This is a genomic window from Mesorhizobium sp. P2_A12 (assembly GCF_056405075.1).
In genome coordinates, this window is the sequence record NZ_JBFUCU010000001.1 from 944,069 (window position 1) to 969,550 (window position 25,482).

Here is a 25,482-nt window from a genome sequence, read left to right on the forward strand (position 1 = left end):
CAAGCCACACGGCGCGGGAGGCGCCGTCAGCCATCCGAGCCGCCAAATGCTGATATGCCATTGCAACATCATCACCGAGAGGGAAATCGAGCAGACGATCATCGGGCTGCTGGATCAGGATCCCTGGCAACTGATCGTGCCGGCGAAGGTCTATCACACCATGCAGAAGCGCGGCCGCTGTTGCGGCTGCTTCCCAAATGTGGTCGAAACGATCATTCGGGTCACCGAAAATTACCACGCCCGCTCGGAGGCGAGCGGCGTCGACATCGTTTCACACCTGGACCGCGTCAGAGGCCTGCGCGTCCAATATGGGAGCAGGATCCATGAAAGGCGAACCGCAGATCATCGAGCGGCTTAACGAGGCTCTTTTTCTGGAGCTGGGGGCCGTCAACCAGTATTGGGTGCATTTCCGTCTGCTGGAGGACTGGGGATACGCCAAGCTGGCAAAGAAGGAGCGGGCGGAATCGATCGAGGAGATGCACCATGCCGACCGGCTCGTGGCCCGCATCATCTTCCTTGAAGGCCATCCGAACCTGCAATCCGTGGCGCCGTTGCGCATCGGGCAGAACGTCAAGGAAGTGCTCGAATCCGACCTTGCCGGCGAATATGACGCGCGTACCGCCTACAAGCGCTCGCGTGAGATCTGCGAGGAAGCGGGCGATTACGTGTCGATGAAGCTGTTTGAGGAATTGCTGTCCGACGAGGAAGGTCACATCGACTTCCTCGAGACGCAGCTCGACCTGCTTGCTTCGATCGGCGAGGAAAAATACGGCCAGCTCAACGCCGCATCGGCGGACGAGGCGGACTAAGGACATGCGGGAATGCGGCGCCTGCTAGAATTCGTGCGCCGCTTGCGGCGGGCCAATGGCTCGCCGCCCCGTCACAAAGCGCCAGCCGGATCGGCGCGCGGGCGCTGCGTCATCCTTGGGGTGGCGCTCACCTCTTCGGCGATTGCGGGCGACCTTCGGCCAGCCGGCCTCGCCACCACGCGCACCGACCTCAATCCGAAGGATCAGGCGCGCGTCACCGCCATCACCCGGCCGACGTCGGATTTTTCCAAGCCCGAGCAGTTCGAACTGATGCAAGGTGGCGCCGGCACGTCCAGGAAGGACGTCAGCCGCGATTCCTTCTCGCAATCCTCGGCCAACATCACCTTCGAGGAAGAGGGCACCTTTAAGCTCGGCAATGCCCTGTTCCGCAAGAACTGGGTGTCGTCGCCATCCTCGACGCAGGCTTCGGACGGGCTCGGTCCGCTGTTCAATGAACGCGCCTGCCAGAACTGCCATCTGAAGGATGGCCGCGGCCGCCCGCCGCAAGGCGACGTCGGCACCACCTCGATGTTCCTGCGGCTGGCCCGCGAGGCGAGCAGCGCGGAAGAGAAGGCAGCACTTGCCGACCACAGGCTGCTCAATTTTCCCGACCCGGTCTACGGCACGCAATTGCAGGAACTGGCCGTGCCAGGCCTGCGCGGCGAAGGCAGGATGCATGTCGATTATCAGGAACGGCAGGTGACGCTGGCGGACGGCACCGTGATTTCGCTTCGCAAACCCAGCTATTCGGTCGTCGATCCCGGATATGGGCCGCTTGATCCGCGCACCACCTTGTCGCCGCGCCTGACGCCGCCGATGATCGGCCTTGGCCTGATCGAGCAGATCGCGCTGGCGGATATCCTTGCCGATGCCGACCCGGACGACCGGAACGCTGACGGGATTTCCGGCAAGCCCAACATCGTGCGCGACGGCCAGAGCGGAGAGCTGACGCTTGGGCGTTTCGGCTGGAAGGCGCAGACAGCGTCGATCCGCCAGCAGGCGGCGGATGCGCTTGCCGGCGACATCGGCATCTCGACGCCGGAAGAGCCGAAATATTGGGGCGACTGCACCGCCGCACAGGAAAAATGCCTCGCCATGCCAAATGGCGTGCAGCAGCGCCTCGGCCCGGTCGAGGCGCCGGCGCCGGTGATGGATCTTGTCACCTTCTATTCGCAGAATCTGGCGGTGCCGGCACGCCGTGACCCCGACACACCTCAAGTGCTCGCCGGCAAGAAAATCTTCTACGAGACAGGCTGCATTTCCTGCCATACGTCGAAATTCGTCACCCGTCGCGATACGCCGAACAAGGCGCAGGCCTTCCAGTTGATCTGGCCTTATTCCGACTTCCTGTTGCACGACATGGGGCCCGATCTGGCCGACGGCCAGGCCGTGGGCGACGCGACGGGCAACGAGTGGCGCACCCCGCCACTATGGGGCATTGGTCTCACCGAAACGGTCAACGGCAATTCCTTCTTCCTGCATGACGGGCGCGCGCGCAGCCTGACCGAGGCGATCCTGTGGCATGGTGGCGAGGCGCAGAAGGCGCGCGACCGATTTGCCGCCGCCAGCGCGGCCGACCGTGATGCGCTGCTCAAATTCCTGGAGTCACTGTGATGCTCAAGCGCTCTGCACTGGTTCTTGTTCTGCCGCTGGCCCTGCTGGGCGTCGTCCCGGCGTCGGCGGCTGTGAAAGCCTCCGAAATCATCCAGCGGGCGATCGACGGCTTTGTCCGCCCGGCCTATGCCAGCCTGCACGACCACGCCGGCCGGTTGACCAAGTCGATGCACAAGCTCTGCGCCGCGCCCTCTCAAGCGGACCTCGATGCGGCGCGGGCCCAGTTTTCGGCGACGGTCGATGCCTGGTCGTCAGCCGAGATCATCGGGTTCGGGCCGATCAAGGAGAACAACCGGCTGGAGCGCATGCTGTTCTGGCCGGACCGCAAGAGCATCGGCCTGAAGCAGGTGCAGGCGGCGCTGTCCGACAAGGACCCGACCGCAACCGATGCGGTACAGCTGGCCGGCAAGAGCGTCGCCATGCAGGGGCTGGGCGCGCTGGAATTCGTCCTTTACGGCGATGGCGCCGAGGTGTTGACGGGCAAGGGCGACCCCTACCGCTGTGCCTATGGCGCGGCGGTTGCCGGCAACATCGAAACCATGGCCGGCGAGGTCAGCGCCGCCTGGAACAAGCCTGACGGCTTTGCGGCCCTTTGGGCCAATCCGGGGCTGCAGAACGCGCTCTATCGCGACGGCAACGAAGCGGTGACCGAACTGGTCGGCGTCTTGATCAATGAGCTGGAAATGGTGCGCGACGTGCGCCTGAAGGGCTTTTTCGGCGGCAAGCCGGACGCGGACAAGCCGAGGCAGGCAATCTACTGGCGGTCGCAGAACACCACCAATTCTCTGGCCGCCAATCTGTCGGGAATAGACGATCTGTTCCAGGCCTCGAAGCTTGGCGACGCACTGCCGCCCGATGCGCGTTGGATGGCGGAATCGATCCATATCCAACTGGTCAATGGCGTCGCCACCGCCAAGGCGGTCAGCGGTCCGATCGACAAGGCGCTTGCCGATCCAGCGTTGCGCGAAAAGCTCGATCATTTCGCGCTGATCACCTCCAGCCTGTCGACCTTGATCGGCACCAGGCTGACCGCCGAATTCGGCCTGACCGCCGGCTTCTCGTCGCTCGACGGAGACTGAGCATGCGTACCCCGCTGATCGACCGCCGCGATTTCCTCAGGGCCGCAGGCATTGGTTTTGCCGCCGCGATGGCGCCGTCGGCCTGGGCGAAGACGCTTGCGGCGGACGCCGTCTTCGCCACCGCCTTCGTCAAGCGCGACGGCAGTTATGGCGCCGCTGTTCTGTCCGAGGGCGGCAAGCTCCTGCATGCGATCGACCTGCCCGATCGCGGCCACGACGTCACCTTCGATCCGGTGTCGAAGCGTTCCGTGGTCTTCGCCCGCCAGCCCGGCACCTTCGCCGTGGTCTTCGATCATTCGGGCCGCGAGGGACCGCTGACCATCACCAGCATCACCGGCCGGCACTTCTTCGGCCATGGCGTGTTCTCCCCCGACGGCGCTTTGCTCTATGCAACCGAGAATGATTTCGACAATGCCGCCGGCGTCGTCGGCATCTACGATGCGCGGGCGAAATTCAGCCGCATCGGCGAATTCCCGACCTGCGGCATGGGTCCGCACGAGCTTCTGCTCCTGGGCGACGGCAAGACGATTGCTGTTGCCAATGGCGGCATCGAGACCCATCCGGACTATGGCCGCGCCGAGCTCAACATCGCCACCATGAAGCCGTCCTATGTGCTGATCGACCGCGTCACCGGAGACCTCATCGAGAAGCACGAGCTGCCGGCGGCACTGCACCAGCTGTCGATCCGCCATATGGACATCGACCGGTCCGGCACCGTCTGGTTCGGCTGCCAGTACAGGGGGCCGGGCACCGATCGACCGCTGCTGATCGGCCGCGCCGCGCGTGGCAAGGAGTTGCAGCTGCTCGACATGCCGCAGGACGTCCTGTCCGGTTTCCGCAACTACATCGGGTCGGTCGCCGCCAATCCGGTTGCCGGCACCGTCGCCGTCTCTTCGCCGGAAGGCAATTCGCTTGTGGTGATCGACGCGGCGAGCGGCCGGGTCATCTCGAACAGCGCGCTGGTCGAGGTCTGCGGCGTGGCGCCCGACGGAACCAGCTTCATGGCGACCACAGGCGCCGGCGAAATCATCGAGGGCAGCGGTGCTACACGCTCCGAACCAGACTATGTCTGGGACAACCACATGCTGCGTATCGAACAGGCCGCATAAATACTTTTCTGCCGGGTCGAAACGAAGCCGCTTAACAAATTATGCACTATCCCCTTGCGGTGGCGGGCCGTGGCGGGCACAGGGAACTGTTTTCTCGAACCGGTCGTTTCATGAAATTGCTTGCCATCGACTGTGCCGCCAACCTCTGCGCCGCTTGCGTCTATGACACCGAGGCGAAGCAGGAGCTTGGCCGCTCGGTGCTCGATCTCGGCAAGGGCCACGCCGAGCACCTGATGGCCGCCATCGCTGAAGCGCTAAAGGCAGGCGCAACCGACTATGCCGGTCTCGGCGCCATCGCCGTCTCTGTCGGTCCCGGCTCTTTCACCGGCCTGCGCGTCGGCGTCTCGACCGCGCGCGGTCTGGCGCTGGCGCTGAAGGTCCCGGCGATCGGGGTGACGACGCTCGAGGCGCTGGCCACCGAGGCAGCAGCGAGATTTCCCGGCCGTGCCGTACTTGCGGCGCTCGACGCTGGTCGCGAGGAACTCCACGCCGCCCTTTTCGATGAAATGTCAGTTTTGACTTACGGTCCGGCTGTGACCACACTGGCTGACGCCGTGGCCATGGCGACGGAAAGCGCTTCGGCGCTCTGCGGCACCGCGGCTGCGCAAATCGCTGCCTCAGCAGGGCGCGCCTTCGAGATCGGCCCGGAGACGGCCACCGCCGACATTCTCACCTACGCTCGCATGGCGGCCGGGAAGGGCGAGGGCGAAAGGCCGAAACCGCTTTATTTGCGTGGCGCGGACGCCAAGCCGCAGGCTGGGTTCATTTTATCAAGGCAAGAAAGATAAAATGCGCATACCTTTTCTCCAACCACGCCGCCGGGACTATGCGCTCGAGCCGCTGAGGATCACCGACAGCCCGGCGGTCTCGCTGCTGCATCGCGAGGATTTTGTCCGCCCCTGGACCGACGGCGAATTCGCCGCCTTGCTCGAACAGGACACCGTCTTCGGCTATGCCGCGCGCGAGACCGGGCAGGGTGCCAAGCCGCCGGTCGGCTTCGTGCTGGCCAGGCTGGCGGCCGGTGAGGGCGAGATCCTGACCGTCGCGGTGGCGCGCTCGCACCGACGGCAGGGGCTGGGCTGGCAATTGATGGACGCGGTGCTGCGCGAACTGCACGCGCAGCGCGCCGAAGCGCTGTTCCTCGAGGTCGACGAGACCAATGTCGCGGCGATCGCCCTCTACCGGCGGCTGGGCTTCCGCGAGGTCGGCAAACGCCCCAATTACTACAGGTCGTCCGAGCACGGACCGACCGGGGCGCTTGTCATGCGCCGCGATCTTCGCTAGCCAGAAGCGCCAAATCCAAGGGTTATAGTGTCCCCAGCGCTTCCAAAAAGGACGCGCGGCGCGCTGTAACGGCAGGGCCGGGACTGTATGATCGGAAAAATCAGGATTTTCCTGGCGCTGGGCCTCGTCACCGCCGGTTCGCTGGTCCTCGTGCCGTTGCAGATCCTGTCGATGAAGACCGGCTGGTGGCCGGAAACCTTCATCCTGAAAATCTGGCACAGGCTGATCATCCGGGCGCTGGGCATGCGCATCCATGTCAAGGGCGCGCTGTCCGACAAACGTCCACTGCTGGTCGCGTCCAACCACGTCTCCTGGACCGACATCATGGTGCTCGGCTCGATGGTCGATGTGAAGTTCATCGCCAGAGCCGATATGGAAGGCTGGCCGCTGATCGGCATGCTGTCGAAGCTGCAGCGCACCGTTTTCATCGAGCGCGAGCGCAAGCGTTCGTCCGGCGACCAGGCAAGCGAGATCGCCAGCCGCATGGCCAAGGGCGACGCCATGGTGCTGTTCGCCGAGGGATCGACCGGCGACGGCAATATCGTCCTGCCCTTCAAGAGCACGCTGTTCGGCGCCGCCTCGATGGCGATTTCGGAAGGCGCGGCCGAGCAGGTCTTCATCCAGCCGGTGGCGATCGCCTACACGCGCCTGCACGGCGTGCCGCTCGGCCGCCGGCACCGGCCACTTGCCGCCTGGATCGGCGATGAGGACCTGATGCCGCATCTCAAGGTGTTGCTGGCGGAGGGGGCGCTCGACGTCGAGGTACATTTCGGCGAACCGATCGCCTTTTCCAAGGGCTCGAACCGCAAGGAAACGTCGAAGCTGATGGAAAGCCAGGTGCGCGCGATGATGCAGGCGGCACTCGCCGATCCACACCCGAGCCGGTAGACAGGTGGTGGGTGCGCCAGAGTGCATGACGACCGTGGCGGAGAATCGTCTGTTTTTTGTCATCGAAAGGCGTTAGAAGCCGCCGGATGGACTTGAACACGATAGAAAGTGACGACATCGACGCCGCGGCCGAAGCGATGGCCGTGCCGGCGGCGGCGACCAGGAAGGTCTTCATCAAGACCTATGGCTGCCAGATGAACGTCTATGATTCACAGCGCATGGCCGATGCGCTGGCCGCCGACGGCTATATGGCCACCGAAGCCATCGGCGAGGCCGATCTGGTGCTGCTCAACACCTGTCATATCAGGGAGAAGGCGGCCGAAAAGGTCTATTCCGAGCTCGGCCGTATCCGCGATATGAAAGCCGAACGTGCTTTGGCCGGCCGCGAGATGCTGGTCGGCGTCGCCGGCTGCGTGGCGCAGGCCGAAGGCGCCGAGATCATCCGCCGTTCGCCGGCCGTCGATCTGGTCATCGGCCCGCAGACCTATCACCGGCTGCCCGACGTGCTGGCGCGGGTGCGTGGCGGCGAAAAGATCGTCGAGACCGACTACGCCATCGAGGACAAGTTCGAGCACCTGCCGCAGCCCAAGCGCGCCGAGGTCATCAAGCGCGGCGTCACCGCGTTTCTCACCGTGCAGGAGGGTTGCGACAAGTTCTGCACCTTCTGCGTCGTGCCTTACACCAGGGGCTCCGAAGTGTCGCGGCCGGTGGCGCAGATCGTTGCCGAGGCGCAGCGTCTGGCCGAAGCCGGCGTGCGCGAGGTGACGCTGCTTGGCCAGAACGTCAATGCCTGGCATGGCCAGGGCGAAGACGGCGAGGAATGGGGCCTTGGCCGCCTGCTGTTCAGGCTGGCCGAAATCCCAGGGCTGGCGCGGCTGCGCTACACCACCAGCCACCCACGCGACATGGACGATGAACTGATATCAGCCCACCGTGATCTGCCGGCGTTGATGCCCTACCTGCATCTGCCGGTACAATCCGGGGCCGACCGCATCCTCAAGGCGATGAACCGCAGGCACACGGCGAAGGATTATCTGGCACTGCTTGACCGCATCCGTGCCGCGCGACCGGACATCGCGCTTTCCGGCGACTTCATCGTCGGCTTCCCCGGCGAGACCGAGGCGGATTTCGAGGCGACCATGGAACTGGTGCGCCAGGTGAACTATGCCTCGGCTTTCTCGTTCAAATATTCGCCGCGTCCCGGCACGCCGGGCGCCGAGATGGCCGACCATGTGCCGGAAACGGTCAAGGACGAGCGCCTGCAGCGGCTGCAGGCCTTGCTTGTGAAGCAGCAGCAAGATTTCGGCACAAGCCTCGTCGGCAGCACCATCGACACGCTGATCGAGAAGCCCGGCCGCCAGGCGGGCCAGAAGGTTGGCCGCTCACCTTGGCTGCAGCCGGTTATTGTTGATGAAAAGGCCGGCGAAATCGGTGACATTATCCAGGTGCGAATCACGAAGACGGGCTACAACAGCCTGTTCGCCGAATTGGCCTAGGGGTCTCGGCAGATGAGGAGAGACGGTTGAGCGCTGCAGAAGTGAAGAGCCTGCCCCCGGCACCGGCATCTGGGGCTTCTGACATGGCGCACATCGTTCTGACTTTCGACAACAACAAGCTTGCCAGCGCCCTTTACGGTCAGTTCGACGAAAACCTGGCCAGGCTCGAGCAGAAGCTCGGCGTCGACATCCGCTCGCGCGGCAACCAGTTGACAATCAAGGGCTCGGCGTCGGCCGCCGAGCAGGCTCGCCGGGCGCTGGATAATCTCTACGGCATTCTCCAGAAGGGCGTCGATATTGGCCAGTCCGACGTCGACGGCGCCGTGCGCATGGCGATTGCCGCCGACGATCAGCTGACCTTGCCGACGCTGGAGCGCAAGGGCAAGGTCTCGGCCGCCCAGATCGCCACCCGCAAGAAGACGATCTATGCCCGCTCGCTCAACCAGGATGCCTATATGCGGGCGCTGGAGCGCTCGGAACTGGTGTTCGGCATCGGCCCGGCCGGCACCGGCAAGACCTATCTGGCGGTGGCGCATGCGGCGATGCTGCTCGAGCGCGGCATGGTCGAACGCATCATTCTGTCGCGGCCGGCCGTAGAGGCCGGCGAACGGCTGGGCTTCCTGCCGGGCGACATGAAGGAGAAGGTCGACCCTTATCTGCGCCCTCTCTATGATGCGCTGTACGACATGATGCCCGCCGACAAGGTCGAGCGCGCCATTGCCGCCGAAGTGATCGAGATCGCGCCGCTCGCCTTCATGCGCGGCCGCACGCTGGCCCATGCCGCCGTCATCCTTGACGAAGCGCAGAACACCACGCCGATGCAGATGAAGATGTTCCTGACGCGTCTCGGCGAGAATTCGCGCATGATCGTCACCGGCGATCCGACGCAGATCGACCTGCCCTCGAATACCAAGTCGGGCCTGGTCGAAGCCTTGCGCGTGCTGGATGGCGTGGCCGGCGCGGTAACCGTGCGCTTCAACGATGGCGACGTCGTCCGCCATCCGCTGGTGGCGGAAATCGTCCGGGCGTATGACCGGGATGCCAAACTGGCGCGCGGCCTCGGCGCCGAGAATTGATTTTGACGATGCGGCCTCATGCCTGAGGACAACATATCCGGCGACGGGGCAGGTCCGGTCCCCGTCGATATTGATATATCAGTCGAAGCAGGCAATTGGCCCGATGAGGCAAGCCTGACACGGCTGGTCGATCGCGCTGTCGCGGCTGCTTTTGCCGAGACCGGCGTGGCGGGCCGTTCCGAACTCAGCCTCGTTTTTTCCGACGATGCCCATATCCGGACCCTCAACGCGGGTTGGCGCGGCAAGGACAAACCGACCAACGTCTTGTCTTTCCCGGCTTTTCCGCTTGTGCAAGGCGCTCCATTGCCGCCGATGCTGGGTGACATCGTGCTCGCCGCCGAGACGGTCGCGCGTGAAGCGGCACTGGAAGACAAGCCTGTCGAGAACCATATCACTCATCTCGTCATCCACGGCCTGCTGCACCTTCTGGGCTACGATCACGAGACCGATGCCGAGGCCGAGGCGATGGAGGCCATCGAGCGCGCAGCGCTCGCAAGGCTTGCCATTCCCGATCCCTACGCGTAACTACAAAAGATCAATTGACCGGACGACGATGAACGACAAACCAGAGACTGCCGCCCGCCCCGACGCCGGCAGTGCGAACAAGGCTTCCGATACGTCGGAAGAGGGATCAAGTCCGAGTACCGTTACCGGCAGCGTTGCCAGCGAAACATCGCCAGCCGGTCCCTCCCTGTTCGACCGCGTGCTGGGCCTGTTCCGGCAGCGCAACGGAACCAGCCTGCGTGAGGAAATCGCAGGGGCGCTTGCCGAAACGGCGAGCGACGCCGGCGCCTTCTCGCCCGGCGAACGCGCCATGCTCAACAACATCCTGCGCTTGCGCGAAGTGCGCGTCGAGGACGTCATGGTGCCGCGCGCCGATATCGAGGCGGTCGAGATCACGACGACGCTCGGCGATCTGCTGGGCACCTTCGAGCAGTCCGGCCATTCGCGCATGCCGGTCTATTCCGAGACGCTCGATGATCCGCGCGGCATGGTCCATATTCGCGACGTGCTGGCCCACATCACCAAGATCGCGCGCGTCAAGAAGGGCCGCTCGACAAGAAAAACCCCTGCAGCCACGGTTCTCGACCTCACGCAGGTCGACCTCGCGCGCACCATTGGCGACCTCAACCTGATCCGCCAGGTGTTGTTCGTGCCGCCGTCGATGCTTGCCTCCGACCTGATGGGCCGCATGCAGACGACACGCACGCAGATGGCGCTGGTCATCGACGAATATGGCGGTACCGATGGCCTTGCCTCGCTGGAAGACATCGTCGAGATGGTGGTCGGCGACATTGAGGACGAGCATGACGACGATGAGCCGATGATTACCCAGAGCGGCGACGGCGTCTTCATCGTAGACGGCAAGGCCGAGATCGACGATGTCGCCAAAATGATCGGCGAGGATTTCGCTGCTGGCGAACATGGTGAGTATGTCGATACCATCGGCGGCATGATCTTCAACACGCTTGGCCGCGTGCCGGCACGCGGCGAGGTGGTGCAGGCCATCCCCGGCTTCGAATTCCACGTCCTTGATGCAGATCCGCGCCGCGTCAAGCGCGTGCGCATCGTGCAGAGCCAGAAGGGCGAGCGCCGCCGGCGCGCCGCACGCACCGAGCAGGCTTAAGCGTGATGCCGAAAAGTCGCAGACTTTTCGGACGAACATCATGCGACAGCACCAAAGCATGATGCCGAAAAGTTGCAGACTTCTCGGACGAACATCATGAGACAAAACAAGGATATAAGCGCTCGCGGATGACGGTCGAAGACCCCTTCAAGCATTCCACCTTGGGGTCCGGGGTGTTCTACAGGCACCCTCGCGCCGCGCTGGACTGGCTGGAAACGGCCTTCGGGTTCCAGCGCAGCATGGTGGTCAGCGCCGCCGATGGAAGGCTCGTCCACTCCGAGATGCGGTTCGGCGACGGCTACATCATCGTCGATTCCGAATGGACCGACTACGTCGCCAGTCCCGCTTCCATTTCGGGCAAGAACACGCAATCCGTCTATGTGCGGCTGAAGGACGGCCTGGACGCCCATTGTCAGCACGCCAGGGCAAACGGCGCGGAGATCATCCAGGAGCCTGCAGACCAGTTCTACGGCGAACGCCAGTATCGGGCACGCGATCCCGAAGGCCATGTCTGGACCTTCACGCAGGCCATTCGCGTTGTTTCGCGTGAAGAGGCCGAACGGCTGGGCGGCGTGCGCATCGAGGGCTGGCACCGGTAGAGCGGTGGCCGCAGCTTGCATTGCAGCCAGCCATCCGGCGTTTGGAGTGCTGACCGCGGCCTGTTAAATCTTGCTTCCTGATTCGCGCGACTCGGAAGTTTGCATGGAGCGCCTGGCCGGCCGGATAATTCTGCTTTGGGGTTGGCGGCGCGCGCTCGTGGCGTTTCTCGCCGGGGCGTTTGCCGTGCTTGGCCAGGCCCCTTACGATTTCTTCGCTGCCTGTTTCATCTCGTTTCCCTTGCTGGTCTGGCTGATCGATGGCGCCACCGGCGAAGCCTCCGGCAGCCTGTTTCGTCGCCTGCGGCCTGCCTTCGCCGTCGGCTGGTGGTTCGGCTTCGGCTATTTCCTTGCCGGCCTCTGGTGGATCGGCTCGGCACTGCTGGTCGAGGCCGACAGTTTTGCCTGGGCGCTTCCCTTCGCGGTGGTCGGCATTCCCTTCGCACTCGCCTTTTTCTACGGCTTTGCGGCAATGGTTGCTCGACTGCTGTGGAGCAGCGATATCGGCCGCATCGCCGCCCTTGCTTTCGGTTTTGGGCTGGCGGAGTGGCTGCGCGACTTCCTGTTCACCGGTTTTCCGTGGAATGCGATCGGCTATGCGGCCATGCCCGTGCCCTTGCTGATGCAGAGCGTCTCGGTGACTGGCATGATCGGCATGAACGCGCTCGCGGTGTTCGTCTTCGCATTGCCGGCACTGCTGGTGGCGCGCCGGCATCTGCGCCTCGGCGCGGCACTGTTTGCCGTCCTCGTCGCCGCCCATATCGGTTTCGGCTATGTCAGGCTTGCCACTCCCGAAAAGCCGGCGACGCACAGCCTGGATGTCCGCATCGTCCAGCCGGCCGTGGATCTGTCGGAAAAGTGGGATGCGTCGGTGCGCGACCGCATCTTCGCAACTTTGATGGGCCTGTCGGCCAAGGCGCCGGACCCCGGTCATGAAAAGCCGCAATTGATCCTGTGGCCCGAGACCTCGGTACCGTTCCTCTTCACCGAGCGTCCGGACGCATTGACGGCGCTGGGCGACATGCTCGGACCCGGCCAGATGCTGATCGCCGGCGTCGTCCGCGAGGAAGGCGGCTCGGCCGCGAATGCCGACAGCCGCTACTACAACTCCGTGGTGGCGATCGACGACAAGGGTGAAATCGCCGACGCCGTCGACAAGGTTCATCTGGTGCCGTTCGGCGAATATCTGCCTTTCGCCGATCTGCTCGAGCGTTTCGGCATCGAGCAGCTGGTTGCCGGGCCGATGACATTTGCGGCCGGCAACGAGCGGCACGCCATCACTTTGCCTGACGGCGTCCGTGCGCTGCCATTTATCTGTTATGAGGTGATCTTTCCCGATCTGGTGGCAGTTGACGCAACGTCAGCGCAGCTTATTGTGAACGTTACCAATGATGCGTGGTTCGGCGACACGCCGGGTCCGTATCAGCATTTCAGGCAGGCCCAGATCCGTGCAGTGGAGAATGGATTGCCATTGTTGCGTGCTGCCAACAACGGCATCTCGGCCGTCGTCGATACGCGCGGGCGCGTCGTCGATGCCCTGGCCATCGACGCGCGTGGCGCCATCGATGCACGCGTGCCGATTTCCGGACAGGCGGTCATATCCGCCGGCCAAAGACGCATTAACGGAATGCTGATCATGTTGATGTTTGCCATCGCCGCCGCATTGTTGAACGTAAGGCAAAGGCTACGGGTGAATTGACAGCCCACACATTAGAAACTCATACTGTAAGCGCCTGAAATTTTCTCGAAGTCGGTGGATCGTTCTGTTGGGGCAGTTGCCGCCGGCTTCGTTTGGGCAAGAAAAAATAGAGAAAGCCGAAAAAATTCGGCGAGGAAAAAATGACAGAAGACAACAAGAAGAAACCGAATCCGATCGACATCCATGTTGGCAGTCGCATCCGGCTTCGCCGCAATATGCTCGGAATGAGCCAGGAGAAACTGGGCGAGAATCTCGGCATCACATTTCAACAGATTCAGAAATATGAAAAGGGCACCAACCGCGTCGGCGCCAGCCGCCTGCAGGCGATAGCGTCGATTCTCGGCGTGCCAGTCGCCTTCTTTTTCGAGGATGCGCCCGGCCAGGAGGCCGCGCCCGGCCGTGGCTTTGCCGAAGACACGTCGATGGCTTTCGCCGTCGAATTCTGCGGCAGTCCCGAAGGCCTTCAGCTCAACCGCGCCTTTGTCAAGATTGCCGATGCCAAGGTGCGCCGTCGGCTCATCGACCTGGTCAAATCCCTCTCCACTGATGATCTCGACTGATCCGCAATCCCGTTTGGACCGGCGGCAGCCTGCCGCCGGTGGCACAAGATAACTGCATCGACATTCATGCCAGAACGGTAGCACCGCTTGACGAGCGGCGCTCCACCCCGCTAACACGTGGCGCGCCAAAGTCGGCAGCCTGCCGATCGTTTTTTCAAGAGGGGACACCCGTGACGCGGCAGAACTACTTCTTTACCTCGGAATCCGTTGCCGAGGGCCATCCCGACAAAGTCTGCGACCGGATCTCCGACGAGATCGTCGATCTGGTCTATCGCGAAGCCAAGAAGACCGGCATGGACCCATGGAAAGTCCGTGTCGCCTGCGAGACGCTGGCCACCACCAACCGCGTCGTCATCGCCGGAGAGGTGCGCGTCCCCGAGACGCTGCTGAAGAAGGACAAGGAAGGCAACATCCTCAAGGATGCCGGCGGCCATCCGGTCGTCAATCCGGCGAAGTTCAAGTCGGTGGCCCGCAAGGCGATCCGTGAAATCGGCTATGAGCAGGCCGGCTTCCACTGGAAGAACGCGAAGATCGAGGTCCTGCTGCACGGCCAGTCGCCCGATATCGGCCAGGGCGTCGACAACGCGTCCGACCGTCAGGGCGAGGAAGGTGCCGGCGATCAGGGCATCATGTTCGGCTATGCCTGCCGCGAGACACCGGATCTGATGCCGGCGCCGATCTACTACAGCCACAAGATCCTCGAACTGCTGGCCGCCGCCCGCCACGAAGGCAGCGGCGAGGCCGGCAAACTCGGCCCTGACGCCAAGAGCCAGGTCACTGTCCGCTATGTCGATGGCAAGGCCGCCGAGGCGACGCAGATCGTGTTGTCGACACAGCATCTCGATGCGAGCTGGGATTCGAAGAAGGTCCGCAAGGTCGTCGAACCCTATATTCGCGAGGCGCTGGGCGAGCTCAAGATCGCCGACAACTGCATGTGGTACATCAACCCGACCGGCAAATTCGTCATTGGCGGGCCGGATGGCGACGCCGGGCTGACTGGCCGCAAGATCATCGTCGACACCTATGGCGGTGCCGCACCGCATGGCGGCGGCGCCTTTTCGGGCAAGGACACCACCAAGGTCGATCGTTCCGCCGCCTATGCAGCGCGCTACCTCGCCAAGAACGTCGTGGCGGCGAAACTCGCCGACCGCTGCACCATTCAGCTTTCCTACGCCATCGGCGTCGCCCAGCCGCTGTCTGTCTATGTCGACCTGCACGGCACCGGCAAGGTCGACGAGGCCAAGCTCGAAGAGGCGCTGCGCACGGTGATGGATCTGTCGCCGTCAGGCATCCGCCGCCATCTCGATCTCAACAAGCCGATCTACGCCAAGACGTCGTCCTACGGCCATTTCGGCCGCAAGGCCGGCCGCGATGGGTCCTTCTCCTGGGAAAAGACCGATCTCGCCAAGGCGCTCAAGGACGCGGTCGCCGCCTGACAGCGGCGCCGCAAAGTCCTGCCATGGACCCGAAGGACAGACCAAGCCGCGCGACCGAAGCCTTCTTCGGTCGCCGGCGCGGCAAGACCATGCGGCCGCAGCAGGCGGCTGCACTGGAAAGCGGCTTTGGCACATATCGGCTCGATCTGACGGCTGAACCGCCGGCAGATCTCAGCACCCTGTTTGAAGCAGATGTTTCGGCGGTTCGTCTCGAAATCGGCTTCGGCGGCGGCGAACATCTCCTGCATCGCGCCACCGAGGCGCCATCGATTGGCTTTGTCGGCGTCGAGCCATTCGTCAACGGCATGGCCAAGATGATGATGGCGGTGAGGGAAAAGCCGCTTGCCAATCTCAAGGTCTATGACGACGACGCCACCCGGCTGCTCGACTGGCTGCCGCAAGCGTCACTCGCCGGCATCGACCTTCTCTATCCGGATCCGTGGCCGAAGAAGAAGCACTGGAAGCGCCGTTTCGTCAGCCCGATCAATCTCGACCGTTTCGCGCGCGTGCTGAAGCCGGGTTCAAAATTCCGCTTTGCCTCCGATATCGACACCTATGTGAACTGGACCTTGCTGCACTGTCGGGCGCATGGTGCATTCGCGTGGCAGGCTTCGGAGGCGGCGGATTGGCATCGGCCCTACGATGGCTGGCCGGGTACCCGTTACGAGGCGAAGGCTGTTCGTGAGGGCCGGCGGCCCGCCTATCTTACCTTCGTCAGGACGTAAGCGGGCCGATCGCACGGCTCCGGCGTTCGCCGGCGGCAGGGCGCGCGTCATCAGCCCGCCAAACCCTTAGAAACGGCCGATCCTGTTGAAGACAGCCGGATCCATGCCGAGCTTGCGCAGGTCGTCCGCGCGCGGCCTGCGGCCGGCTTCCACGGAACGCGAGGCAGCGACTGCGCTGCCAAATGTCGTGAAGAGATCGCCTATGGCGGATAGAATCTTACGGTTGGTCATGGTCGTATCCTTTCGCTGCTGTGACGTGTCGTCATCTTTGTGCGATGCAACACAAATGGTGATGCAGCGTTGTGGCTCACAGGGGCACCACCGCATGGAGGCCATGCGTCTGGCGCAACACTGGCGTTGCCACGGCTTTTGTCCGCGCGGGTACGGCGGGCTTGAAACAGCGGCCATGATCGGTTATATCAGCCTCAAATTCTTGGTCGGTATGACGAAGAGTGGGTCCACCCGGTCCCGCTCTTTTTTATTACCTGCCGGTAGCTTCGGGTAGAACGACAGGGATCGAATGACTGCAACGGCAAGCGAAGGCGACGACCGCATCATCCGCGAAAGCGGCATCGATGCGCGCATCGCGCTGATCGTCCAGCCGGTTCTGCGCGGCATCGGCTTCCGCCTCGTGCGGGTGCATCTGTCGGGCCAGAACGGCCTGACGCTGCAGATCATGGCCGAACGCGAGGACGGCACCATGACCGTCGAGGATTGCGAAGAGGTCAGCCGCGCGGTGTCGCCGGCCCTCGACGTCGATGATCCGATCGAAAAGGCCTATCACCTCGAAGTCTCGTCGCCCGGCATCGATCGGCCGCTGGTCCGCAAATCGGATTTCGCGACCTGGACCGGCCACCTGGTCAAGATGGAGACGTCGATCATCGTCGCCGACCGCAAGCGGTTCAAGGGCAAGATCGTCGAGGCCGGTGACAACGATGTGCTGATCGAGCGCGAAAAGGCCGCCTATGGCGAGGAGCCGACGGTGCGGGTCCCCTATGACGCGATTTCCGAAACGCGCCTGATCCTGACCGACGATCTCATTCGCGATGCCCTGTCGAAAGACAACAGGGCGCGCAAGGAAGCCAAGAAACGCCGCGGCGAACCGGACGACGATGCACCAGAGGGTGCGGAAGCCGGCGCGGAAAACGAAACCGAACAGGAACTATGATTGAGCTGCCGGGCGCAAAGGTCCGGCAAACAGGCTCGGGAGAAAAACGATGGTTGTAAGCGCCAACAGGCTTGAACTGCTGCAGATCGCCGATGCGGTCGCGCGTGAAAAGTCGATCGACAAGTCGATCGTCATCGCCGCCATGGCCGATGCGATCCAGAAGGCGGCGCGTTCGCGTTACGGCCAGGAGACCAACATCCGCGCCGACATCAACCCGAACACCGGCGAGATGAAGCTGCAGCGGCTGATGGAAGTGGTCGAGAAGGTCGACGACTACGCCACCCAGATCGCCATTTCCTCGGCGCGCGAGCGCAATCCCGACGCCCAGCTCGGCGACTTCATCGCCGAACAGCTGCCGCCGATGGATTTCGGCCGCATCGCCGCCCAGTCGGCCAAGCAGGTCATCGTGCAGAAGGTGCGTGAGGCCGAGCGCGACCGCCAGTATGACGAATACAAGGACCGCATCGGCGAGATCGTCAACGGCACCGTCAAGCGTGTCGAATATGGCAACGTCATCGTCGATCTCGGTCGTGGCGAGGCGATCATCCGTCGCGACGAACTGATCCCGCGCGAAAACTACAAATATGGCGACCGCGTCCGCGCCTATGTCTACGACGTTCGCCGCGAGCAGCGCGGCCCGCAGATCTTCCTGTCGCGCACCCATCCGCAGTTCATGGCCAAGCTCTTCACCATGGAAGTGCCGGAAATCTATGACGGCATCATCGAGATCAAGTCGGTCGCCCGCGACCCTGGTTCTCGCGCCAAGATCGCCGTCATCTCGCGTGATTCCTCGATCGATCCGGTCGGCGCCTGCGTCGGTATGCGCGGCAGCCGCGTCCAGGCCGTCGTCGGCGAATTGCAGGGCGAGAAGATCGACATCATTCCGTGGTCGCCTTCGGCTGCGTCCTTCATCGTTAACGCGCTGCAGCCGGCGGAAGTCGCCAAGGTCGTGCTCGACGAGGATGCCGAACGCATCGAAGTCGTGGTTCCTGACGACCAGCTGTCGTTGGCCATCGGCCGCCGCGGCCAGAATGTGCGGCTCGCTTCGCAGCTGACCGGCTGGGACATCGACATCCTGACCGAGGCCGAAGAATCCGAGCGTCGCCAGAAGGAATTCGTCGAGCGTTCGTCGCTGTTCATGGAGGCCCTCGACGTCGACGAGATGGTCGGCCAGGTGCTGGCCTCGGAAGGCTTCACCAGCGTCGAGGAAGTCGCCTATGTCGATTCCGGCGAGATCGCCTCGATCGACGGCTTCGACGAAGACACCGCTTCGGAAATCCAGACCCGCGCCCGCGAGTACCTGGAGAAGATCGAAGCCGAGCACGACGACAAGCGCAAGGCTCTCGGCGTCTCCGACGAATTGCGCGAAATCCCCGGCATCACCACCGCCATGATGGTGACGCTCGGCGAGGACGGCGTGAAGACGATCGAGGATTTCGCCGGCTATGCCGCCGACGACCTGACTGGCTGGAAGGAACGCAAGGACGGCGAAACGAAGGTGTATCCGGGCGTGCTGGCCAGTCATGGCGTGACACGCGCCGATGCCGAACAGATGGTTCTGGCCGCCCGCCTCAAGGCTGGCTGGATCACCGAAGACGAGCTTGCAGCCGAAGAAGAAACGGCTGACGAAGCCGTTGGTGCGTGAGGTGAAACCGCATCGCACCGAACCCGCCCTTGGACGAGATGAACGATCGCACCTGCATCGTCACCCGCAGGCAGGCCGAACCGGATGAATTGATCCGGTTCGTCGTCGGCCCGGATTCGGCCGTCGTTCCCGACATCAAGAGAAATCTGCCCGGCCGTGGTTGCTGGGTGACCGCCGACCGCCTACATATCGACAAGGCGGCGGCGAAGAACCTTTTTGCCCGCGCCTTCAAGGCGCAGGTGGTCGTGCCGCCCGATCTTGGCGGCATGGTCGACGGGCTGCTTTCCAGATCCGCTCTGGGCATGCTTGGGCTTGCTCGCAAGGCAGGCGCGATTTCTCTTGGAGCCACAAAGGTCGAGAGCGCGGTGCGCGGCGGCTTGGCGCTTTTCGTGCTCCATGCGACCGAGGCGTCCGACGACGGCGTGCGCAAGATCAGCCAGGCGCGACGGGCGACAGTCCATCTCGGCGGGCCCGCTATCCTTGCCTACAAACTTTTCTCCGAGGCCGAGTTGAGCTTGGCATTGGGGGGTACAAATGTGATACATGCTGCCGTTCTCGCGGGAGACGCGGGTAGGGCGGTCCAGAAGCGCATGGTTGCGCTCGACCGGTATCGGGGCGGTTCCCCGGACGATCTGGCAATGCTTGCGGCTGTTGCTGACGAAGATGATGCCGCAGAGGATATGGAATGAGCGATACGAAATCGGGTGACGACAATACGCTGAGTGTGACGCCGAAGAAGACCTTGACGCTAAAGCGCCCCGGTATGGAACAGGGCACTGTGCGCCAGAACTTCTCGCACGGCCGCACCAAGCAGGTCGTCGTCGAAACCAAGAAGCGCAAGTTCTCGATGCCCGGCGACAAGCCGGAGCCGGTTGCCGCACCCGTCTTCACACCGAAGCCGGCGGTTGTGGCCGCGCCCGTCGTCCAGGAAGCGCCGAAGGCGCCGCCACCGCCGCCGCCTCCGGTCGAGCGCAGCGGCATGGTGCTGAACGAACTGTCGCGCAGTGAAATGGAAGCGCGCCGTAGGGCGCTCGAAGGCTCGAAGGTGCGCGAGGTCGAGGACCGTCAGCGCGCTGCCGAGGACGCCAAGCGCCGCGCCGAGGACGAAGAGCGCCGTCGCCGCGAACGCGAGGAATCCGCGCGCCGCCAGGCTGAGGAAGAGGCGCGGTTGCAGACCGAGGCCGAGTCCCGCCGTCGCGCCGAGGAAGAGGCACGCCGCCGCGCGCCGCTGGCCGCGGAACTGGCAACGGTCGACGACGAGGAAGAGGTCAAGCCGAAGCGGATTGGCGCTGGCGCGCCAGTGCGCCGTCCGGTCACGCCTGAAGTGGCGCGTCCGGCCAAGCCGACCAAGGCCGAGGAAGATCGCCGCCGTGGCAAGCTGACGCTGAATTCCGCATTGTCCGATGAGGACGCGCGGGCCCGTTCGCTGTCGTCGATGCGCCGCCGCCAGGAAAAATTCAAGCGCGCGATGCACAATGAGCCGCGCGAGAAAGTCATGCGCGAAGTGATCTTGCCAGAGACCATCACCATCCAGGAACTTGCGCAGCGCATGTCCGAGCGTGCGGTCGACCTGGTCAAGTTCTTCATGAAGCAGGGCCAGATCCTGAAGCCGGGCGACGTCATCGACGCCGATACGGCGGAACTGGTTGCCACCGAATTCGGCCACACGGTCCGCCGCGTCGCCGAGTCCGACATCGAGGAAGGCCTGTTCAACATCGCCGACAATGCCGAGGACCTGGTGACGCGTCCGCCCGTCGTGACGATCATGGGCCATGTCGATCACGGCAAGACCTCGCTGCTCGACGCCATCCGCAATGCCAATGTCGTCTCCGGTGAAGCCGGTGGCATCACCCAGCATATCGGCGCCTACCAGGTCGAGAAGAACGGTCACAAGATCACCTTCATCGACACGCCCGGCCACGCTGCCTTCACGGCGATGCGTGCTCGTGGCGCCCAGGCGACCGACATCGCCATCCTGGTGGTTGCGGCCGACGACAGCGTCATGCCGCAGACGATCGAATCGATCAGCCACGCCAAGGCGGCCGGCGTTCCGATCATCGTGGCGATCAACAAGATCGACAAGCATGATGCCGATCCGCAGAAGGTGCGCTCCGAACTGCTGCGCCACGAGGTCTTCGTCGAATCCATGGGCGGTGAAGTGCTGGACGTCGAAGTGTCGGCGACCAAGGGCACCAATCTCGACAAGCTGCTCGAGGCGATCCTGCTGCAGGCCGAAATCCTCGACCTCAAGGCCAATCCGGACCGTACCGCCGAGGGTGTCGTCATCGAGGCCCAACTCGACAAGGGTCGTGGTCCCGTCGCCACCGTGCTGGTGCAGACCGGAACGCTGATGCCGGGTGACATCCTTGTCGCCGGCAACGAATGGGGCCGGGTGCGCGCGCTGGTCAACGATCGTGGCGGGCAAATCAAGGAAGCACCGCCGGCGATGCCGGTCGAAGTGCTTGGCCTGCAGGGAACCCCGCAGGCCGGCGACCGCTTCGCCGTGGTCAACAACGAAGCCCGTGCCCGCGAGATCACCGAATATCGCCAGCGTCTGGCGCGCGAGAAGGCGGTTGCCAAGCATGCCGGTCAGCGCGGTTCGCTCGAGCAGATGATGTCGCAGTTGCAGACGAGCGGGCTGAAGGAATTCCCGCTGGTCATCAAGGGCGACGTGCAGGGTTCGATCGAGGCGATCAACGCGGCGCTCGACAAGCTCGGCACCGACGAAGTGCGTGCGCGCATCGTCCATGCCGGCGCCGGTGCCATCACCGAGAGCGACGTGTCGCTGGCGGAGACTTCGGGTGCGGCGATCATCGGCTTCAACGTTCGTGCCAACGTGCAGGCACGTGCCGCTGCCGCTGCCGCGGGCATCGAGATCCGCTACTATTCGATCATCTACAACCTTGTGGATGACGTGAAGGCGGCTCTGTCGGGCCTGCTGTCGCCGGAGCGTCGCGAGACCTTCATCGGCAATGCGCAGATCCTCGAAATCTTCGACATCACCAAGGTCGGCAAGATCGCCGGCTGCCGTGTCACCGAAGGCAAGGTCGAGCGTGGTGCGGGCGTGCGTCTGATCCGCGACAACGTCGTCATCCACGAAGGCACGCTGAAGACCCTGAAGCGCTTCAAGGACGAGGTTGCGGAAGTTCCCGGCGGCCAGGAGTGCGGCATGGCCTTCCAGAACTACGAGGACATGCGCGTCGGCGACATCATCGAGTGCTTCCGCGTCGAGATGGTGACCCGTACGCTCTGAGTTCGAGTGACTTGTCGACACCGGGCGGTGGTCGAAAGACCGCCGCCCCCAAGTCTATTGAGCAGGTCCTATTGAGAATGCCATATGAGACATGCGGCACGGTTCCATCCCGCGCCTCACGCTTTCAGGATCGAGAAAAATGCCCCGTCCAACCACATCCAGCCCATCCCAGCGCATGCTGCGCGTCGCCGAACAGGTGCGCCATGCCTTGTCCGAAACCTTGCAGCGCGGCGAGATCATCGATCCGCTGATCGAGAACACCGTGGTTTCGGTCTCGGAAGTGCGCATGTCGCCCGACCTGAAGGTTGCCACCGCTTTCGTCTCGCCGCTCGGCGCCAAGGATACCGATGCGGTGGTCGAGGCGCTGAACAAGCATGCGAAGTTCGTGCGTGGCCGTGTCTCCGGCGCGCTGCGGCAGATGAAGTTCATGCCGGAGCTTCGCTTCAAGCTGGACACTTCCTTCGACAATTTCGCCAGGATCAACGATCTCTTGAAGTCGCCCGAAGTGGCGCGCGATCTCGGTTCCGAAGGCCAGGACAAAGAAGACAACAAGGACTCTGAATAGTGGCGCGTCGCGGCAAGAAGAAGGGCCGGCCGATCTCGGGCTGGCTGGTCCTGGACAAGCCGGTCGGCATGGGTTCGACCGAAGCCGTCTCCAAGATCAAATGGCTGTTTCAGGCGGAGAAGGCCGGCCACGCCGGCACGCTCGATCCGCTGGCGTCCGGCATGCTGCCGATCGCGCTTGGCGAAGCCACCAAGACCGTGCCTTACGTCCAGGACGGCGCCAAGATCTATCGCTTCACCGTTGCCTGGGGGCAGGAGCGTTCGACCGATGACCTCGAAGGTCCTGTGACGAAGAGTTCGGACCTGCGTCCAGCGGAAGCCGAGGTGCTGGCGCTGCTGCCGAAATACACCGGCGTCATCATGCAGACGCCGCCGCAATTCTCGGCCATCAAGATATCGGGCGAGCGCGCCTATGATCTGGCCCGTGACGGCGCGACGGTCGACATACCCGCACGAGAGGTCGAGATCGGCCGACTCGATATTGTCGAGCACGATGCCGACCATACTGTTTTTGAAGTCGAATGCGGCAAGGGCACCTACGTGCGCTCGCTAGCCCGCGACATGGGCCGCGATCTCGGCTGTTTCGGCCATATTTCCGAACTGCGCCGGGTCGAGGTCGAGCCGTTCACGCCGGAGGACTTCGTCACCATCGCCGACCTGGAGGCCGCCCGTTTCGGCGTGCCGGGTGAAGACGACCCGGAGGCGACAGATGCCGCTGACACGGTTGAAGCCGCTGGCGCGGTGGAAGCGCCGATCGACTTCGACGCCATCGACGCACTTCTGGTGGATACATCCGCTGCCCTCGACTGCCTACCGCAGGTCGCCATCAGCGACGACGCGGCGACGAAAATCCGCCTCGGCAATCCGGTCATCATCCGCGGCCGCGACGCACCGGTGGAAGCCGAAGAAGCCTGCGCCACGGCGCGCGGCAAGCTGGTCGCCATCGGTGCCATCGAGCAAGGCATGTTCAAGCCCAAGCGGGTCTTTGCCGGCTGACGGCCAAGGCAATTCCAGGAAAGGCGAGAGCGGTTTCCGTCCGGAATTGCGACAAAACGAGGTTTTAACTTCAGGTCGACTTTACGCTCGAGGGGCATATGGAAAAGGCCGAGGCGGTGAAAAAGCGGGCGCCGGTGAAGACGCGGCGGCCGCCGGTCGGGGCGTCGCCTGGCACGCTGATCGCCGATCCGGCGGCGCGGCGCTCGGAACTGCGGCTGACCCTCATCTCGCCGCAGAAATTCAAGACCATCGAAAATGCCAGCATCGACGACCTGAACACCCATTGCGACAAATGGCCGGTCATCTGGCTTGACTGCACCGGCCTCGCCAACATTCCGCTGATCGAGGAGATCGGCCGCATTTTCAGCCTGCATCCGCTGGCGCTGGAGGACGTCGTCAACACCGGCCAGCGGCCGAAGGTCGACTTCTTCGAGGATCATGCCTTCGTCGTCGTCAGGATGATCGACGATGTCACGTCGCACCGCTACGAGCAGATCGCCGTCTTCTTCGGCAACAACTTCGTCGTCACCTTCCAGGAGCGTGAAGGCGATCCGTTCAATCCCGTGCGCAAGCGCATCGAGAGCTCGGCGCCCAACCGGCTGCGCGCACGCGGCGCCGATTATCTCGCCTATGCACTGATCGACGCCATCGTCGACAGTTATTTCCCGCCGATCGAGGCCGCCGGCGACATGGTCGACGGCATCGAGGACCAGATGCTGCACACGACGCAAAAGCATCAGATGCGGCAGTTGCATGAATTGCGGCGCGACGCCAATGTGCTGAAGGGGGTGCTGTGGCCGATGCGCGATGCGCTGGCAACGCTGATCCGCAACGATGTGCCCTATGTGAAGGCCGAGACCAAGATCTTCCTCAACGACACGCTCGACCATTCGCTCAGGCTGATCGAACTGGTCGAAACCCAGCGCGACATGCTGACCGGCCTGATCGAGATGCATCTGTCGCTCAGTCAGGCGCGCACCAACGACGTCATCAGCTACCTCACCATCGTCTCGGTCATCTTCATGCCGCTCACCTTCCTGGTCGGCATCTGGGGCATGAATTTCGATCCGGAGTCTTCGCCCTGGAACATGCCGGAGCTGAAAGCCTATTATGGCTATCCGGCATCGTTGCTGTTCATGGCGCTTGTCGCGTTTGGGCTGATCGCCTTCTTCAAATGGAAGAAATGGCTTTGAAAAGGATAAAACCTGTCATTTTGGGCTGAGAAGCCGGCTTGTGAATTGGGCTGGTGTTTTCCCGGGAATTGCACTATACGCGCCGCAGCATAGCGCTATGACGCTTTGCTTGCACCGGCCCCTGCTGGACGACATCCCGGCTGAGGGCGACCCGTTTCCTCAAACAGATAAGGAAAAACACGATGTCGATTACTGCCGAGCGCAAACAGGAATTGATGGGTGAATTCGCAACCGCCAAGGGCGATACCGGGTCTCCGGAAGTCCAGGTGGCCATCCTTTCCGAGCGCATCAAGAACCTGACCGACCATTTCAAGGACCACAAGAAGGATAACCATTCCCGCCGTGGTCTGCTCGCCCTCGTCTCCCAGCGCCGCAGCCTGCTTGATTATCTCAAGCGCAAGGACGACGCGCGCTACCAGACGTTGATCGAGAAGCTCGGTCTGCGCCGTTGACGAATTGACCGGCGGGCTTTCTTCGGAGGGCCCGCCGGTCGCGCATTCTGCCAGTCGCATCGACTGGCCAGACCCGGTTTCGAGCATGCAGAGGGCCACTCGAAACCGCCCATGGACGGTCATGGGGCAGGATTGCAGGACGCTCGCGCGCTCGCCGCGCTGAAATCACCCGAGCTTCCCGTTGTCTTGCCCGTGGCTGCCCGAGAAAGGAAG

Annotated in this window: 26 protein-coding genes; 25 read left to right on the forward strand and 1 reads right to left on the reverse strand. The window is 63.4% G+C overall.

Annotation, left to right across the window (positions count from 1 at the left end):
- Positions 1 to 46: 46 nt before the first annotated feature.
- The 17 genes from AC1DZU_RS04470 (at position 47) to trmB (ending at position 15,998) form a co-directional block, all read left to right on the forward strand.
- Positions 47 to 358, forward strand: coding sequence for a (2Fe-2S)-binding protein (locus AC1DZU_RS04470; RefSeq protein WP_457152880.1), 312 nt, complete (start codon positions 47 to 49; stop codon positions 356 to 358).
- On the forward strand, positions 324 to 809 hold the full coding sequence (gene bfr / locus AC1DZU_RS04475; protein WP_095082450.1) for a bacterioferritin: 486 nt from the start codon (positions 324 to 326) through the stop codon (positions 807 to 809). Before AC1DZU_RS04470 ends, bfr begins: the two co-directional genes overlap by 35 nt.
- Positions 810 to 821: 12 nt before the next feature.
- Positions 822 to 2,423, forward strand: coding sequence for a di-heme oxidoreductase family protein (locus AC1DZU_RS04480; RefSeq protein ID WP_477282071.1), 1,602 nt, complete (start codon positions 822 to 824; stop codon positions 2,421 to 2,423).
- Positions 2,423 to 3,502: an imelysin family protein gene (locus AC1DZU_RS04485; RefSeq protein ID WP_477282073.1), complete on the forward strand. Its 1,080-nt coding sequence runs from the start codon at positions 2,423 to 2,425 to the stop codon at positions 3,500 to 3,502. The genes AC1DZU_RS04480 and AC1DZU_RS04485 overlap by 1 nt, the downstream gene beginning before the upstream one ends.
- A gap of 2 nt (positions 3,503 to 3,504) precedes the next feature.
- Positions 3,505 to 4,611: a DUF1513 domain-containing protein gene (locus AC1DZU_RS04490; protein WP_477282075.1), complete on the forward strand. Its 1,107-nt coding sequence runs from the start codon at positions 3,505 to 3,507 to the stop codon at positions 4,609 to 4,611.
- 110 nt (positions 4,612 to 4,721) lie between these two features.
- Positions 4,722 to 5,399: a tRNA (adenosine(37)-N6)-threonylcarbamoyltransferase complex dimerization subunit type 1 TsaB gene (gene tsaB, locus AC1DZU_RS04495; protein WP_477282077.1), complete on the forward strand. Its 678-nt coding sequence runs from the start codon at positions 4,722 to 4,724 to the stop codon at positions 5,397 to 5,399.
- Position 5,400: 1 nt separating this feature from the next.
- Positions 5,401 to 5,895 carry a ribosomal protein S18-alanine N-acetyltransferase gene (gene rimI, locus AC1DZU_RS04500; RefSeq protein ID WP_095082444.1) on the forward strand — a complete coding sequence of 165 codons (495 nt, stop codon included), beginning with the start codon at positions 5,401 to 5,403 and terminating at the stop codon, positions 5,893 to 5,895.
- An 87-nt stretch (positions 5,896 to 5,982) separates the two neighbouring features.
- Positions 5,983 to 6,783: a lyso-ornithine lipid O-acyltransferase gene (gene olsA, locus AC1DZU_RS04505; RefSeq protein ID WP_477282080.1), complete on the forward strand. Its 801-nt coding sequence runs from the start codon at positions 5,983 to 5,985 to the stop codon at positions 6,781 to 6,783.
- Positions 6,784 to 6,869: 86 nt separating this feature from the next.
- Positions 6,870 to 8,279 carry a tRNA (N6-isopentenyl adenosine(37)-C2)-methylthiotransferase MiaB gene (gene miaB, locus AC1DZU_RS04510; protein ID WP_477282082.1) on the forward strand — a complete coding sequence of 470 codons (1,410 nt, stop codon included), beginning with the start codon at positions 6,870 to 6,872 and terminating at the stop codon, positions 8,277 to 8,279.
- An 83-nt stretch (positions 8,280 to 8,362) separates the two neighbouring features.
- Positions 8,363 to 9,355 (forward strand): PhoH family protein, encoded by a 993-nt coding sequence (locus AC1DZU_RS04515; RefSeq protein ID WP_023758127.1) that lies wholly within the window; start codon positions 8,363 to 8,365, stop codon positions 9,353 to 9,355.
- Between the two features lie 18 nt (positions 9,356 to 9,373).
- Positions 9,374 to 9,880, forward strand: coding sequence for an rRNA maturation RNase YbeY (gene ybeY, locus AC1DZU_RS04520; RefSeq protein ID WP_477282084.1), 507 nt, complete (start codon positions 9,374 to 9,376; stop codon positions 9,878 to 9,880).
- A gap of 28 nt (positions 9,881 to 9,908) precedes the next feature.
- On the forward strand, positions 9,909 to 10,982 hold the full coding sequence (locus tag AC1DZU_RS04525) for a hemolysin family protein (RefSeq protein WP_095082435.1): 1,074 nt from the start codon (positions 9,909 to 9,911) through the stop codon (positions 10,980 to 10,982).
- Between the two features lie 128 nt (positions 10,983 to 11,110).
- Positions 11,111 to 11,581 (forward strand): VOC family protein, encoded by a 471-nt coding sequence (locus AC1DZU_RS04530; protein ID WP_477282086.1) that lies wholly within the window; start codon positions 11,111 to 11,113, stop codon positions 11,579 to 11,581.
- Positions 11,582 to 11,684: 103 nt separating this feature from the next.
- A complete protein-coding gene (gene lnt / locus AC1DZU_RS04535) occupies positions 11,685 to 13,277 on the forward strand; it encodes an apolipoprotein N-acyltransferase (protein ID WP_477282088.1) in 1,593 nt (530 codons plus the stop codon).
- A 140-nt stretch (positions 13,278 to 13,417) separates the two neighbouring features.
- The gene (locus AC1DZU_RS04540) at positions 13,418 to 13,837 is read left to right on the forward strand and encodes a helix-turn-helix domain-containing protein (RefSeq protein WP_477282090.1); all 420 of its coding nucleotides are present in this window, start codon (positions 13,418 to 13,420) and stop codon (positions 13,835 to 13,837) included.
- A gap of 170 nt (positions 13,838 to 14,007) precedes the next feature.
- Positions 14,008 to 15,273, forward strand: coding sequence for a methionine adenosyltransferase (gene metK, locus AC1DZU_RS04545; RefSeq protein ID WP_477282092.1), 1,266 nt, complete (start codon positions 14,008 to 14,010; stop codon positions 15,271 to 15,273).
- 23 nt (positions 15,274 to 15,296) lie between these two features.
- Positions 15,297 to 15,998 (forward strand): tRNA (guanine(46)-N(7))-methyltransferase TrmB, encoded by a 702-nt coding sequence (gene trmB, locus AC1DZU_RS04550; protein WP_477282094.1) that lies wholly within the window; start codon positions 15,297 to 15,299, stop codon positions 15,996 to 15,998.
- Between the two features lie 66 nt (positions 15,999 to 16,064).
- On the opposite strand, the gene AC1DZU_RS04555 is transcribed toward trmB, so the two are convergent.
- Positions 16,065 to 16,229 (reverse strand): hypothetical protein, encoded by a 165-nt coding sequence (locus AC1DZU_RS04555; protein WP_095084276.1) that lies wholly within the window; start codon positions 16,227 to 16,229, stop codon positions 16,065 to 16,067.
- A 289-nt stretch (positions 16,230 to 16,518) separates the two neighbouring features.
- Between AC1DZU_RS04555 and rimP the strand changes: the two genes are divergently transcribed.
- The 8 genes from rimP (at position 16,519) to rpsO (ending at position 25,269) form a co-directional block, all read left to right on the forward strand.
- On the forward strand, positions 16,519 to 17,166 hold the full coding sequence (rimP, locus tag AC1DZU_RS04560; RefSeq protein WP_477282096.1) for a ribosome maturation factor RimP: 648 nt from the start codon (positions 16,519 to 16,521) through the stop codon (positions 17,164 to 17,166).
- A 49-nt stretch (positions 17,167 to 17,215) separates the two neighbouring features.
- On the forward strand, positions 17,216 to 18,811 hold the full coding sequence (gene nusA / locus AC1DZU_RS04565) for a transcription termination factor NusA (RefSeq protein ID WP_184877555.1): 1,596 nt from the start codon (positions 17,216 to 17,218) through the stop codon (positions 18,809 to 18,811).
- Positions 18,812 to 18,849: 38 nt separating this feature from the next.
- On the forward strand, positions 18,850 to 19,500 hold the full coding sequence (locus AC1DZU_RS04570; RefSeq protein WP_477282098.1) for an RNA-binding protein: 651 nt from the start codon (positions 18,850 to 18,852) through the stop codon (positions 19,498 to 19,500).
- Positions 19,497 to 22,064, forward strand: a complete 2,568-nt coding sequence (infB, locus tag AC1DZU_RS04575; protein WP_477282100.1) for a translation initiation factor IF-2 — start codon at positions 19,497 to 19,499, stop codon at positions 22,062 to 22,064. The genes AC1DZU_RS04570 and infB overlap by 4 nt, the downstream gene beginning before the upstream one ends.
- A 139-nt stretch (positions 22,065 to 22,203) precedes the next feature.
- Positions 22,204 to 22,629, forward strand: coding sequence for a 30S ribosome-binding factor RbfA (rbfA, locus tag AC1DZU_RS04580; RefSeq protein ID WP_477282102.1), 426 nt, complete (start codon positions 22,204 to 22,206; stop codon positions 22,627 to 22,629).
- Complete coding sequence (gene truB / locus AC1DZU_RS04585; RefSeq protein ID WP_477282104.1) at positions 22,629 to 23,624, forward strand: tRNA pseudouridine(55) synthase TruB; 996 nt, start codon at positions 22,629 to 22,631, stop codon at positions 23,622 to 23,624. Before rbfA ends, truB begins: the two co-directional genes overlap by 1 nt.
- A 98-nt stretch (positions 23,625 to 23,722) precedes the next feature.
- Entirely contained in the window at positions 23,723 to 24,817 is a 1,095-nt protein-coding gene (gene corA / locus AC1DZU_RS04590) for a magnesium/cobalt transporter CorA (protein ID WP_477282106.1), read from the forward strand.
- A gap of 140 nt (positions 24,818 to 24,957) precedes the next feature.
- Positions 24,958 to 25,269 carry a 30S ribosomal protein S15 gene (gene rpsO, locus AC1DZU_RS04595; protein WP_269470859.1) on the forward strand — a complete coding sequence of 104 codons (312 nt, stop codon included), beginning with the start codon at positions 24,958 to 24,960 and terminating at the stop codon, positions 25,267 to 25,269.
- Positions 25,270 to 25,482: the final 213 nt, after the last annotated feature.

Excerpts from the sequence above, each read along its gene's own strand:
- AC1DZU_RS04470 (WP_457152880.1), top strand. The coding sequence starts at position 47 with ATGCTGATATGCCATTGCAACATCATCACCGAGAGGGAAATCGAGCAG.
- bfr (WP_095082450.1), top strand. The coding sequence starts at position 324 with ATGAAAGGCGAACCGCAGATCATCGAGCGGCTTAACGAGGCTCTTTTT.
- AC1DZU_RS04480 (WP_477282071.1), top strand. The coding sequence starts at position 822 with ATGCGGCGCCTGCTAGAATTCGTGCGCCGCTTGCGGCGGGCCAATGGC.
- AC1DZU_RS04485 (WP_477282073.1), top strand. The coding sequence starts at position 2,423 with ATGCTCAAGCGCTCTGCACTGGTTCTTGTTCTGCCGCTGGCCCTGCTG.
- AC1DZU_RS04490 (WP_477282075.1), top strand. The coding sequence starts at position 3,505 with ATGCGTACCCCGCTGATCGACCGCCGCGATTTCCTCAGGGCCGCAGGC.
- tsaB (WP_477282077.1), top strand. The coding sequence starts at position 4,722 with ATGAAATTGCTTGCCATCGACTGTGCCGCCAACCTCTGCGCCGCTTGC.
- rimI (WP_095082444.1), top strand. The coding sequence starts at position 5,401 with ATGCGCATACCTTTTCTCCAACCACGCCGCCGGGACTATGCGCTCGAG.
- olsA (WP_477282080.1), top strand. The coding sequence starts at position 5,983 with ATGATCGGAAAAATCAGGATTTTCCTGGCGCTGGGCCTCGTCACCGCC.
- miaB (WP_477282082.1), top strand. The coding sequence starts at position 6,870 with ATGGACTTGAACACGATAGAAAGTGACGACATCGACGCCGCGGCCGAA.
- AC1DZU_RS04515 (WP_023758127.1), top strand. The coding sequence starts at position 8,363 with ATGGCGCACATCGTTCTGACTTTCGACAACAACAAGCTTGCCAGCGCC.
- ybeY (WP_477282084.1), top strand. The coding sequence starts at position 9,374 with ATGCCTGAGGACAACATATCCGGCGACGGGGCAGGTCCGGTCCCCGTC.
- AC1DZU_RS04525 (WP_095082435.1), top strand. The coding sequence starts at position 9,909 with ATGAACGACAAACCAGAGACTGCCGCCCGCCCCGACGCCGGCAGTGCG.
- AC1DZU_RS04530 (WP_477282086.1), top strand. The coding sequence starts at position 11,111 with ATGACGGTCGAAGACCCCTTCAAGCATTCCACCTTGGGGTCCGGGGTG.
- lnt (WP_477282088.1), top strand. The coding sequence starts at position 11,685 with ATGGAGCGCCTGGCCGGCCGGATAATTCTGCTTTGGGGTTGGCGGCGC.
- AC1DZU_RS04540 (WP_477282090.1), top strand. The coding sequence starts at position 13,418 with ATGACAGAAGACAACAAGAAGAAACCGAATCCGATCGACATCCATGTT.
- trmB (WP_477282094.1), top strand. The coding sequence starts at position 15,297 with ATGGACCCGAAGGACAGACCAAGCCGCGCGACCGAAGCCTTCTTCGGT.
- AC1DZU_RS04555 (WP_095084276.1), bottom strand. The coding sequence starts at position 16,229 with ATGACCAACCGTAAGATTCTATCCGCCATAGGCGATCTCTTCACGACA.
- rimP (WP_477282096.1), top strand. The coding sequence starts at position 16,519 with ATGACTGCAACGGCAAGCGAAGGCGACGACCGCATCATCCGCGAAAGC.
- nusA (WP_184877555.1), top strand. The coding sequence starts at position 17,216 with ATGGTTGTAAGCGCCAACAGGCTTGAACTGCTGCAGATCGCCGATGCG.
- AC1DZU_RS04570 (WP_477282098.1), top strand. The coding sequence starts at position 18,850 with ATGAACGATCGCACCTGCATCGTCACCCGCAGGCAGGCCGAACCGGAT.
- infB (WP_477282100.1), top strand. The coding sequence starts at position 19,497 with ATGAGCGATACGAAATCGGGTGACGACAATACGCTGAGTGTGACGCCG.
- rbfA (WP_477282102.1), top strand. The coding sequence starts at position 22,204 with ATGCCCCGTCCAACCACATCCAGCCCATCCCAGCGCATGCTGCGCGTC.
- corA (WP_477282106.1), top strand. The coding sequence starts at position 23,723 with ATGGAAAAGGCCGAGGCGGTGAAAAAGCGGGCGCCGGTGAAGACGCGG.